Source organism: Brucella sp. HL-2, assembly GCF_025846885.2.
GTDB classification, from domain to species: domain Bacteria; phylum Pseudomonadota; class Alphaproteobacteria; order Rhizobiales; family Rhizobiaceae; genus Brucella; species Brucella quorumnocens.
On record NZ_JAOYTK010000011.1, the window covers coordinates 86801 to 98599 of the forward strand.

Genomic DNA, 11799 nt, shown 5'->3' on the forward strand with positions numbered 1-11799 from the left:
CGCTGCACCCTTGCAGCAGGAGAGAGAAAGAAAATGGCGAAAGCGAAATGGCCAGTCTATGGCGAAATTACCGGCCCTCTTATCATGATCGGCTTTGGCTCGATCGGGCGCGGTACCCTGCCGCTGATTGAACGCCACTTCAAATTCGACAAATCCCGTATGGTCGTTATCGACCCATCCGAGAAAAACCGTAAAATTCTCGACGAGAAGAAGATCCGCTTCATCAACGAAGCGATCACACCTGAAAATTACAAGGACGTCCTCGGCCCGCTGCTGAAGGACGGAGGTGGTCAGCCATTCATCGTCAATCTGTCGATTGATACCGGCTCGCTTGATTTGCTGCGCTTTAGCCGCGAACAGGGTGCGCTTTACATTGATACGGTCGTCGAACCTTGGCTGGGCTTTTATTTCGACGCAGAGGCCGACAATGCCTCGCGCACGAACTATGCATTGCGCGAAACCGTCCGCGCCGAAAAGCGTAAACATCCGGGCGGCCCGACAGCCGTTTCCTGCTGTGGCGCAAATCCCGGCATGGTGTCCTGGTTTGTGAAGAAAGCGCTGATCGATCTCGCAACCGAACTCAAGCTCGACTTTGAAGAACCGGCGACTGATGATCGTCAGGGCTGGGCGAAGCTAATGAAAAAGGCTGGTGTGAAGGGCATTCACATTGCCGAACGCGATACTCAGCGCGCCAAAGAACCAAAGCCGTTCGATACATTTTGGAACACCTGGTCCGTCGAAGGCTTCATAGCGGAAGGTTTGCAGCCTGCCGAACTTGGCTGGGGCAGCCATGAAAACTGGAAGCCGAAGAATGCCCGCAAGCAGAAGAAGGGCAACAAGGCAGCTATCTTCCTTGAGCAACCGGGCGGCAGCACTCGCATTCGCACATGGTGCCCAACCCATGGTGCGCAATTTGGTTTACTCGTTACGCACAATGAAGCAATTTCAATTGCGGATTTTTTCACTGTTCGCAACAAGAAGGGCAAGCTCGAATACCGCCCAACCTGTAACTATGCTTATCATCCCTGCAACGACGCTATCCTGTCGCTGGATGAAATGTTCGGCGCTAACGGCAAAGCACAACCAGCACAGCATGTGTTGGATGAATCCGAAATTCTCGACGGCTCGGATGAGCTTGGCGTGCTGCTCTATGGTCACGACAAGAACGCCTATTGGTTTGGCTCGCAGCTGAGCGTCGAAGAAGCGCGCAAACTTGCTCCCTACCAGAATGCAACAGGGCTGCAGGTATCATCCTCGGTTCTGGCCGGCATGGTCTGGGCACTGGAAAATCCTGAGAGTGGTATCGTTGAAACCGACGAAATCGATTACCGTCGCTGCCTCGAAGTTCAGCTGCCGTATCTTGGTCCTGTCAAGGGCTACTATACCGACTGGACGCCGCTTGAAGGCCGGGGCAAACTATTTGAAGAAGATATCGACACCAAGGACCCCTGGCAGTTCCGAAACATTCTGGTACGCTGATTAAAGCATTTCCAGTAAAAAGTGCGAAGCGGTTTTGCATTGGATAATGCGCAAAAAATAGTTACAGCGGTCCCAACGATTCAGTCTTAACTGGAGCCGCTGTAAATTGGATTGCCCGGCGTAAAACATATCTCTCAAAACTGGAGATCGGTTTTGGGAGACATGTTGAAAAACCAAGAATAAAGCGTGTCAGGTAAAAACGACACCCTCTATGTCGGGCAATCTCGAATGCGGCAGTTTCGCAACATTCCTGCTATCCTCTGCAAAGGGGCTTGTATTCGTGTAAATTTCCATACATCACACGGTAAACATTCTAACGGAGAAGATGGACATGAAACGCTTCCGCATCATTGGCTCTACGGCAATCGTATCGCTCGCGCTTGCAGGATGTGTTGCGACTGGCCCTGGCGGTGGTGGCAATGTCCCTGTCGTTGATCGTGCACCAGCCGGTATCGATGGCAAATGGGCTGATCCAAACGGTATCGTTTCCTCTTTCAACGGCGGCATTTTCGAAACCCGCTCAACCGACACCAACGAAAAGCTGGCAGAGGGTAACTATCGCTACCAGTCGCCTCAGCTGGTTGAGATCGATATGCGTTCGATCGTGCGCGGCACCTCTTCGCGGGTGAATTGTGCACTCGTTTCACAAAACCAGCTCAACTGCACTTCGTCGGCGGGCTCGCGTTTCTCGCTGAGCCGTCGCGCTTAAAGCATTTCCAGCAAAAGTGGGAACCGGTTTTGCGTTCGGAAATGCGTAAAAACAAATCGTTACAGCGGTTCCAACGATTCAGTATTAACTGGAACCGCTGTAAGACGCACCGGAGTGACAACAATAACGGCATGCGCTTTTAGCGTGTGCCGTTTTTTTTATGGGTTGTTTTATCGATTACCCGACAATTCGACTGCCGTGCCTATTGTTAGGATTGTAATTTGCCTATTTTTGTCTAGTTTTCCGGCAAAGCAGGAGTCGGAATATGAGTGAGACGGATAAAGTGACCGCCAATCTGAGCACCAGCGGTACGAAGCAACCTAAAGTGGGTGTTCTGCTTGTCAATCTTGGCACGCCCGATGGCACAAGCTACGTCCCGATGCGGCGTTATTTGGCCGAGTTCCTTTCCGACCGTCGCGTCATCGAATGGCCGCGCCTTTTCTGGTATCCGATTCTATACGGCATCGTTCTCAATACTCGCCCGAAGCGCTCCGGCGCGCTCTATGATCGTATATGGAACCGCGAGAAGAATGAATCGCCTTTGCGTACCTATACGCGTGCGCAAGGCGAAAAACTCGCTGTTGCACTCAAAGACCATCCAAATGTCATTGTTGAATGGGCCATGCGCTATGGTCAACCTTCGATTGAAGAAGTAACGGACCGTCTGTTGAAGCAGGGCTGCGAACGCATCGTGATGTTCCCGCTCTATCCGCAATATTCGGCGACAACAACCGCCACTGTGAATGACAAATTCTTTGAAGTGCTGATGAAAAAGCGTTTCATGCCAGCCGTGCGCACTATCCCTTCCTATGAAGTGGAGCCCGTCTATATCGAGGCGCTCGCACGGTCGATTGAGAAGCATCTGGCAACGCTCGATTTCAAACCGGAAGTGATCCTCGCATCTTATCACGGCATTCCGAAAAGCTATTCTGACAAGGGCGATCCATACCGCGCACAATGCCTTGAAACATCACGGCTTTTGCGCGCCCGCCTCGGTATGGATGACAAGCAGTTCCGCTCGACCTTCCAGTCCCGTTTCGGGCCGGAAGAATGGCTCCAGCCCTATACCGATGAGACGCTGGAAGAATTGGCCAAGCAGGGCGTCAAATCAGTTGCCGTTCTCAATCCTGGCTTTGTGGTAGACTGTCTGGAAACCGTCGATGAAATCGGCCACGAAGCTGCCGAAGCGTTCCATGAGGCAGGCGGCGAAAATTTCAGCCACATTCCATGCCTCAACGATAGCGTTGAGGGCATGAAAGTTATCGAAACGCTCGTACGACGCGAATTGCAGGGCTGGGTTTGATTTAAAGCATTTCCAGCAAAAGTGGGAACCGGTTTTGCGTTCGGAAATGCGTAAAAACAAATAGTTACAGCGGTTCCAACCATTCAATATTAACTGGAACCGCTGCAAGGCAATAGGGCAATAGGTGAATAAGTCAGTATGTTCACTTATGCCTTTACTAAGGGGACTACATAATGACTGGTTTTGATATCACGCTATTGATTTTGGCCGCACTTGTACTGGCAACGCTGTTTGCAGGGATCAAGACGGTGCCGCAGGGTTACAACTACACGGTGGAACGCTTTGGCCGCTACACACGCACGCTTATGCCGGGTCTTAACCTGATCGTTCCGTTTTTCGACCGGATCGGCGCAAGGCTCAATATGATGGAGCAGGTGCTTGATGTGCAGACACAGGAAGTCATCACACGCGACAATGCCATTGTCGGTGTTGATGGCGTGGCCTTTTATCAGGTGCTGAACGCGGCTCAGGCCGCCTATCAGGTATCGGATCTGCAATATGCAATTCTCAACCTCACCATGACCAATATTCGTAGTGTTATGGGTTCGATGGATTTGGACGAACTGCTTTCTAACCGTGATGCAATCAATGATCGCCTGCTGCGTGTTGTCGATGAAGCCGCACACCCTTGGGGTCTGAAAATGACCCGCGTCGAAATCAAAGACATCAATCCACCTGCCGATATTATCAGTTCGATGGGCCGCCAGATGAAGGCCGAACGTGACAAGCGTGCACAGGTTCTTGAAGCAGAAGGGGACCGCAATGCGCAGATTTTGCGCGCTGAAGGTCAGAAGCAGTCGCAGATTTTGGAAGCAGAAGGCAAGCTTGAGGCAGCAAAGCGCGAAGCTGAAGCTCGTGAACGTCTGGCTGAAGCTGAAGCCAAGGCGACCACAATGGTTTCCGAAGCGGTTGCAAATGGCAATGTTCAGGCGCTCAATTACTTTGTGGCACAGAAATACACAGAGGCACTTAGCAATATCGCGAGCGCCAAGAACCAGAAAGTCATTCTGATGCCACTTGAGGCGAGTGCACTTATTGGCTCTCTGGGCGGTATCGGAGCAATCGCCAAGGAGGTCTTTGGCCCCAGCAACAATCCGGTTGATCCAACGCCTGCTGCATCTGCTCCGCGCTCGCGCAGCGTACCAACCACCAATCGCAGTTAGTCAGGCAGGGCGTCATGATTATTCATTTCCTGTCACAGCTTGGGCTTTGGGGCTGGTTCGTTTTAGGACTTGTCCTGCTCATTCTGGAAATTATGGCGCCAGGCTTTTTCTTCATCTGGTTCGGCGTTGCCGCCCTTGTCACAGGTGGGCTCGCCTTCCTGCTCGGCTCAATAATCGGCTTTGGCTGGCAAGTGCAGACTGTGCTGTTTCTCATTCTGGCCATTGCGTTCGTGCTGGCAGGCCGACGCTTTTTCGGCTTCAATGATCAGCAGGAAGAGCCGCTGCTCAACCGTCGTGGCGACCAGCTTGTCGGTCAGCGTGCGACTTTGAATGAGCCTATCGTCAATGGACGCGGGCGTATCCATATCAACGACACGACATGGCGCGTCAGAGGCCCTGATCTCCCCGCAGGCACAGAAGTGCGCGTCGTGTCCTTTGATCCGATTACTCTGGAAGTTGAAGTGACAATTTAAGGCAGTAAGGCTAAGAATCCAGCCTGTTGTTTAAATGCTACGGGATGTGATCGCATCCACAGCAAAACATACTGCCCTATTCCCCTAACCTTTAAGCGGTTCCAGTTAGAGCGCCGATCTGATTGGATCAGATCGGCGCTCTAATTATCTGTTTTAACGCGCATCTTTGTCCGAAAACCGTTTCACACTTTTCGGGATGCGCTCAAATATTGAATCGTTCGAACCGCTATAACTATTTGTTTTTACGCATTTCCGAACGCAAAACCGGTTCCCACTTTTGCTGGAAATGCTTTAAGCCACCCCAATGCGCAGCAGATCATGGAAGTGCACGAGGCCAATCGGTCGATTGTCTTCAACCACAATCAGTGCACCAATATGGTGCTCGTTGAGTATGCTTAAGGCAGCGCTGGCAAGCAGATTCTGATCTACCGTCCGGGGCTTGCGTGTCATGATATCATCGACAGAAAGTTCCGAAAGATTGCGGCTCAGATTGCGCGAAATATCACCATCGGTGACAATTCCAGCCAACGTACCGTCGTCGTTGACGACGATCACGCAGCCAAAGCTCTTTTGAGCCTGAACTTTCATGGCATCTGGCATCAATGTGCCCACTGTGACGAGCGGCAGACGTTCGCCCTTATGCATGATCTCGCGAACATGGGTAAGGCTCGCGCCAAGCGAACCGCCCGGATGGAAAGTCTTGAAATCTGTCGGGCTGAAACCGCGTGCTTCAAGAAGTGCTATGGCCAATGCATCACCAATGGCAAGCTGCATCATTGTCGATGTCGTCGGCGCCAGACCATGCGGACAGGCTTCCTGTGCCTTTGGCAAAATCAAAGCGACATTTGCAGCCCTTCCAAGCGCGGATTCTTCGCCCGCCGTAATGGCAATCAGCGGAATGCGGAAGCGTTGCGAATAATTGACGATACCTTTGAGTTCAGCCGTTTCGCCCGACCATGAAAGGGCGAGGATCACATCATCACGGCCAACCATCCCAAGATCACCGTGATTGGCTTCTGCCGAATGCACAAAGAAGGCCGATGTCCCGGTGGAGGCAAACGTGGCAGCAAGCTTGGTGCCGATATGGCCGCTTTTGCCAACACCAGTCACAACCAGACGGCCCTTTGAGGCAACAATCGTCCTGACTGCTTCCGCGAACGGGGCAGAGAGGCCATTGTTCAGCGCTTCTTCGAGCGCCACAAGGCCCGCATTTTCGGTCCGGATCGTGCGCAGAGCCGAGGCAATCAAATCCTCCGCAGGCGCGGCTTCTTGTGTCGTGTCGAGCTTTGTCATGACGCAAACGGTTAGCGCCTTCATTGCTGCTTGTCCAAGCATTTGTTGCCGCACATTACCAACACTCAAAAGGCAATTATCAATAAAGAATTAACCATGTCCGTTTACCGTTCACTTACCACGTTGCAACGGTTTGAAGACAATATGCTTTTTGCCAATTCCCCATCCGGCGGATCATCGCCTTTTGCCCGCAGGTTGCGATGCCTGCTGCTGGCTGGGTGTGCTTTGGTAATCAGCAATTCGACGGCCTTTTCTCAGGATACCCAGCTGCGCGGCAGCACGGATGAAGATAACCTCTCCGTTTCTTCACCCGACCAGACCGCAAATCGCGATATTGACCCAGTCGACCCGAACGCGCCCGCATCAGCTGATTTCGCGGATAGTTCCTACACGCCACCTGCCGACAGCACTGCCCAACCACAGTCCACCGAACCAGCACAGGCAGCACCAGTTGCGGACGGGGAAGTTCAGCCCTTCCTTTCGACGGACAATATGCGCGTCGGTGCGGTTACAACGGAAGAACAGAATGACACCGGTCGCGCACGTCGCGAAAACCTGCCCGCCATTCCAGAGCAAGGTCGCCGTGCAACGCCTGAAGCTGATCCCTTTGCACCCTTAGGTGTTCGAGTAGGCACATTCGTGCTGCGCCCGACACTTGAACAGGGCATTCGCGCGACAACAAATGGCGATAACAGCTCAACCGGCTCGAGCGCCATCCTCTCGGAAACAACGCTGCGCCTCAATGCAGAATCCGATTGGGGGCGTCATCAGGCAGCGCTGGACGCTTCAGGCACTTTGAGCAAGTCGATCTCCGGTCAGGACGTGTCGGAGCCACGCGTCGATGTTCAGGGCAATCTTCGCTTTGATCTCAGTGACCAGACAACAGTCAATGCGGGTGCGGGCTACAAACTGCGCCGCGAAAGTGCATCAAGCCCTAACGGTGTAACCGATGCTCTCAAACGCCCGCTTGTTCACACCATCAATGGTAGCCTTGGTATTGAACGCGACACCGGTTTGCTTTTTGGTCGCGCAACCGGTCGTGTCGGACATGAAATGTATGGCGATGCAGAACTATCTTCGGGTGGCACCGTCAGTCAGAAAGATCGCGACAACACCTATGCCAGCATAACGCTGCGCGGTGGCTTTGCCATTTCACCCGCACTCAAGCCCTTTGCCGAAGTTGAGCTGGGCAAGCGCATGTTCGATGAACGCCAGGACAGCAACGGCTATGAACGCAGTGGCTCACAATATGCGGTGCGCGGCGGATTGATGTTCGACCGGGGTGAAAAGTTCAACGGTGAATTCTCTGCGGGTTTCATGCGCGCCAATAGCGATGATTCCCGACTGAGCGATGTCAGTGGGCCATCGCTTGCAGCGTCCATCAACTGGTCGCCTTTACGCGGCACTGATGTGCAACTTTATGCGCAAACCATGGTCGATACCTCTACGACACCGGGCGTTTCTGGTGCGCTTCTGCATTTTGCGAGCCTCGAAGTCACGCGGAAGGTGCGTTCAGACCTGAGCTTCAACGGTAAGCTCGATCTTAATGTCCGCGACAACAAGGATGGCACCGGTACCGACTATACAATCGGCGCTCAGGTCGGCGCGACTTACTGGATCAATCGTTTTGTCGGCATCGATGCGCGACTGCGTCATGAGTTTCAGACCAGTCAAATCTCGGATCGTGAATATCATGCCAACAGCATTTATGTCGGCATGAAAGTGCAACGCTAAACACGAACAAGAAAAAAGGACGGCTTTCGCCGTCCTTGCTGTTTTTAGTCCCACTGAGGGGCGAGCCCATCCGGACTGACAATGCGTCCCTCGGGCTTGGCAAGCGCGTGGATCACCTGCATTTCCGGCTCAGTTAATGCAAAGTCGAAAATGGCAAGATTTTCCCGAATGCGGGCTTCGCTAACCGTCTTGGACAGCGCTATCACATTATCCTGCTGGACCAGCCAGCGAAGAACCACCTGCGCGACCGACTTGCCGTGCGCTGCAGCTATGTCCTTCAACACCGCGTCGTCAAACACCTTGCCGTCAGCCATCGCATAATAGCCGGTGATCGACATGCCTGCAGCGTGAGCCGCTTCAATCACGGCCTGCTGGTTCAGATAGGGGTGATACTCGATTTGGTTCGTCACCAGAGGCAGATTGGAAAGCGCCTTCGCTTCTGCCATCAGCGCAGTGTTGAAGTTCGACACCCCAATGTGACGAACCTTGCCAGCCTTTGCCACTTCGTTGAGCGCACCGATCTGCTCGGCAAGCGACACAGCCTCATTAGGCCAATGCAGAAGCAGCAGATCAACATAATCGGTCTTGAGCTTGGCAAGGCTTTCATCAACAGACGCGATGAAAGCATCGTGCTTGTAATTATCAACCCAGACTTTTGTGGTCAGGAAGATGTCACCGCGCTGGATGCCGGACGTCGCAATTGCCTCACCAACTTCGGCTTCATTGCCATAAATCTGCGCGGTATCGACATGCCGGAAGCCAGCCTTGAGCGCGTATGGGACGATGCGAAGCACATCCTCGCCGGGCATACGGAAAGTGCCTAGGCCGAGGGCGGGAATGGTGGCGCCATTTGTTGTTACGTTATGCATTTGTTTGTTTTTCCTTTGATTTTTATGCGGTAGCGATGCGGGTTTCGGAACGGCGATCAAGCGCGCCGCTTAGAACTGTAAGAACCAAAGCACCGCCAACCAGAATTGCACCAACCCATGGGGTGGCTATAAGGCCAAGCTGGCTTTCCACCACGAGACCTCCCAGCCAAGCGCCAAGCGCGATGCCCAGATTGAAGGCAGCAATATTGAGTGCAGAAGCGACGTCGACAGCACCGGGACGGTGTTCCTTGGCGAGCTGCACGACATAGAGCTGCAGGCCAGGAACATTCGCGAATTGCAGGAAGCCGAGAGCGGCAAGTGTAATCAGCGTGAAGAGCGGCGAAACCGCGCTGAAACTGAACAGCACCAGCACAATCACCTGCAACACAAACAGTACGGTCAGTGCACGAACCGGATTGTCATTTGAAATACGGCCACCGACGATGTTGCCGATAGCAATCGCAATGCCATAGAACATCAGAATGTAACTGACGGAACCTTCCGAGAAGCCGGTAATATCTTGCAGGATCGGCGTCAGGTAGGTGAATGCCACAAATGTGCCGCCATAACCGAGCGCGGTCATGCCGTAGACGATCAGCAGGCGTCCTGAGCCAAGCACACGCAGCTGATCCATGAGCGATGCAGGTTCAGCCTTTTGAAGAGTGCGCGGCAGAAGTGCCGCAATACCGACAAGTGCGACGATACCAATTGCCGAAACAGCCCAGAAGGTTGCGCGCCAGCCGAAATTCTGGCCGATCCAGGTGCCAAGCGGCACGCCGGTTACGATTGCAACCGTCAGACCCATGAACATCATGGCGATGGCAGAACCGCGTTTGTTTTCAGGCACGAGATCGGCGGCAATGGTTGCACCGACTGAGAAGAAGACACCATGGGCAAACGCCGAAAGCACGCGTCCAATCATGAGGATTTCATAGCTTGGTGCCGAGGCTGCAACCATGTTGCCTGCAATGAACAGTGCCATGAGGCCAAGCAACAGTGGCTTGCGTTCAAGACGACCAGTCAGAGCGGTCAAGATCGGAGCGCCGAAGGTAACGCCAAGCGCATAAACGCTGACGATCAATCCGGCGAGTGGAAGAGTGATATGCAAATCCGAAGCGACCGTCGGCAGAAGACCGACAATCACAAATTCGGTTGTCCCGATCGCATAGGCCGCGATCGTAAGCGCGATAAGAGCAACAGGCATGGGAGGGGTTCCTGAAATTGTTGTTGCCCTGATATCGCTCTCTGGATACCAAATGATAAGACTGATAATATCAAATACAGCTGTTCATTAGATTCACAGGTGATCGTTTGGATAATCGCTTCGGTGAAATGGAAGTCTTCGCGCGTGCTGTAGCGACGGGTAGTTTTTCTGCTGCCGCCCGCCAGCTCAACATGACGCCGTCCGCAGTAAGCCGTCTCGTCTCACGGCTGGAAGATCGCTTGCAGGTGCGATTGCTGGTGCGGTCCACAAGAAGCCTGACACCCACACCGGAAGGCGAGGTCTATCTGGCGGAAGCGCGCGGCCTGCTGGACAAACTCACGGAGATGGAAGCTCGGATTACCGATGGTGCACAGGCGGCAGTGCGTGGCCCATTACGGGTCAGTTCGACGGTCGGCTTCGGTGCTACCGTGATTATGCCACTGGTACCGGAGTTTCTGAAGCTTTATCCAGAGGTCGAACTCGACATAACGCTCAACGACAGCATTATCGATCTCTGGCAGGAACGCACCGATCTGGCAATCCGCTCAGGTGCGTTGAAGGATTCGGCTTTGAAAGCCCGTCCCATCACACTGATGCGACGGCTCGTGGTGGCCTCCCCGGGCTATCTGGAAAAACACGGCACGCCTCAAAGGCCAGAAGACCTCAAAGCGCATAATTGCCTACGCTATAATTTTCAGCCAAGCGAGTGGGAGTTCGCGGACCCGCAAACCGGCCAGACCGTTCGACAGGTGGTTTCTGGAAACTTTCTCGGCAGCGACGGCACGATCCTGAGACGTATCTGCATCGAAGACGGCGGACTGATGAAAACGGGTGAACATACCGTCTCGGATGATCTTGCATCGGGGCAGCTGGTGGAGGTGCTTGCGGCATGGTCGCCTGCCGAGCCTGAGAAAATCCATGCGGTTTTTCCCGGCCACCCTCACCTTGCCGCGCGCATCCGCGCCTTTATCGATTTCCTAGCGGCAAAACTTTGATTTTGGATCGCATCGGGCCAGCCATTCGCGAAAGAATACCATCTTTAAGCACCAAGCGGTGAAACAACGCGACCGATATATGCGCGACAATCAAAATGCACAGACCCCATGAAAGCAGGCTGTGCAGCGCGTTTGCAGGTGCCATCATCCATTCCACTTTCTCTCCAGTCGCAGGCACGATATTGATGCCCCACTGCTCGCGTCCCTTGCCGCTGCCATAAGCGCGAAACAGCGCGAGTGCTGGAATGGCAAACAACAGTACATAGAATGCATTGTGTGCGACACGCGCCAATTTACCCATGGGTCCTGCTGCATGCGGAGGACGTTGGTTGCGATTGATAAAAGTCCAGACGGCCCGCACAACAACCAACACAATCGTCAGAAGCCCGACAGTCCCATGCCCCGGACCGAAACCACTGATCACATCAAGCAGAGGCGATGGGCCAACCAGTTTCCACGACAGGATCATCACGAACTGCCAGAGCAGAATATAGGCCATGGCCCAATGCAGAGCACGGCTCACAAGTCCGTAGCGCTCTGATGAATCGATCCAAAGCGGCGCTTTCGTGCCCATCAG

11 protein-coding genes are annotated in these 11799 nt (G+C 53.6%); 7 read left to right on the forward strand and 4 right to left on the reverse strand.

All coding sequences use genetic code 11. The features are described from left to right. The first annotated feature begins 33 nt into the window (after positions 1-33). The 5 genes from OIV19_RS13910 to OIV19_RS13930 all read left to right on the forward strand — a co-directional run bounded on the left by OIV19_RS13910 (position 34) and on the right by OIV19_RS13930 (position 5127). Positions 34-1479 (forward strand): homospermidine synthase, encoded by a 1446-nt coding sequence (locus tag OIV19_RS13910; RefSeq protein ID WP_151093027.1) that lies wholly within the window; start codon positions 34-36, stop codon positions 1477-1479. A gap of 331 nt (positions 1480-1810) precedes the next feature. Further along, a complete protein-coding gene (gene omp10, locus OIV19_RS13915) occupies positions 1811-2188 on the forward strand; it encodes an outer membrane lipoprotein Omp10 (RefSeq protein ID WP_151093029.1) in 378 nt (125 codons plus the stop codon). Between the two features lie 265 nt (positions 2189-2453). After that, positions 2454-3491 carry a ferrochelatase gene (gene hemH / locus OIV19_RS13920; RefSeq protein WP_264232008.1) on the forward strand — a complete coding sequence of 346 codons (1038 nt, stop codon included), beginning with the start codon at positions 2454-2456 and terminating at the stop codon, positions 3489-3491. Between the two features lie 173 nt (positions 3492-3664). Next, a complete protein-coding gene (locus OIV19_RS13925; RefSeq protein WP_151093035.1) occupies positions 3665-4654 on the forward strand; it encodes an SPFH domain-containing protein in 990 nt (329 codons plus the stop codon). Positions 4655-4668: 14 nt separating this feature from the next. Further along, the gene (locus tag OIV19_RS13930; protein WP_151093037.1) at positions 4669-5127 is read left to right on the forward strand and encodes an NfeD family protein; all 459 of its coding nucleotides are present in this window, start codon (positions 4669-4671) and stop codon (positions 5125-5127) included. Between the two features lie 291 nt (positions 5128-5418). On the opposite strand, the gene OIV19_RS13935 is transcribed toward OIV19_RS13930, so the two are convergent. Further along, entirely contained in the window at positions 5419-6420 is a 1002-nt protein-coding gene (locus tag OIV19_RS13935) for a KpsF/GutQ family sugar-phosphate isomerase (protein WP_151093204.1), read from the reverse strand. 96 nt (positions 6421-6516) lie between these two features. Between OIV19_RS13935 and OIV19_RS13940 the strand changes: the two genes are divergently transcribed. Beyond that, positions 6517-8154: an outer membrane beta-barrel protein gene (locus tag OIV19_RS13940; protein WP_498831048.1), complete on the forward strand. Its 1638-nt coding sequence runs from the start codon at positions 6517-6519 to the stop codon at positions 8152-8154. 44 nt (positions 8155-8198) lie between these two features. Here OIV19_RS13940 and OIV19_RS13945 read toward each other — a convergent pair whose 3' ends face one another. Together OIV19_RS13945 and OIV19_RS13950 are read right to left on the reverse strand one after the other, a co-directional pair. Beyond that, on the reverse strand, positions 8199-9023 hold the full coding sequence (locus OIV19_RS13945) for an aldo/keto reductase (protein ID WP_264232009.1): 825 nt from the start codon (positions 9021-9023) through the stop codon (positions 8199-8201). Positions 9024-9045: 22 nt separating this feature from the next. Beyond that, entirely contained in the window at positions 9046-10227 is a 1182-nt protein-coding gene (locus tag OIV19_RS13950; protein ID WP_264232010.1) for an MFS transporter, read from the reverse strand. Between the two features lie 107 nt (positions 10228-10334). On the opposite strand from OIV19_RS13950, the gene OIV19_RS13955 reads away from it, so the two are divergent. Then, positions 10335-11222 carry a LysR family transcriptional regulator gene (locus tag OIV19_RS13955; RefSeq protein ID WP_191792945.1) on the forward strand — a complete coding sequence of 296 codons (888 nt, stop codon included), beginning with the start codon at positions 10335-10337 and terminating at the stop codon, positions 11220-11222. On the opposite strand, the gene OIV19_RS13960 is transcribed toward OIV19_RS13955, so the two are convergent. Next, positions 11194-11796 carry a cytochrome b gene (locus tag OIV19_RS13960; RefSeq protein ID WP_264232011.1) on the reverse strand — a complete coding sequence of 201 codons (603 nt, stop codon included), beginning with the start codon at positions 11794-11796 and terminating at the stop codon, positions 11194-11196. The genes OIV19_RS13955 and OIV19_RS13960 overlap by 29 nt on opposite strands. Positions 11797-11799: the final 3 nt, after the last annotated feature.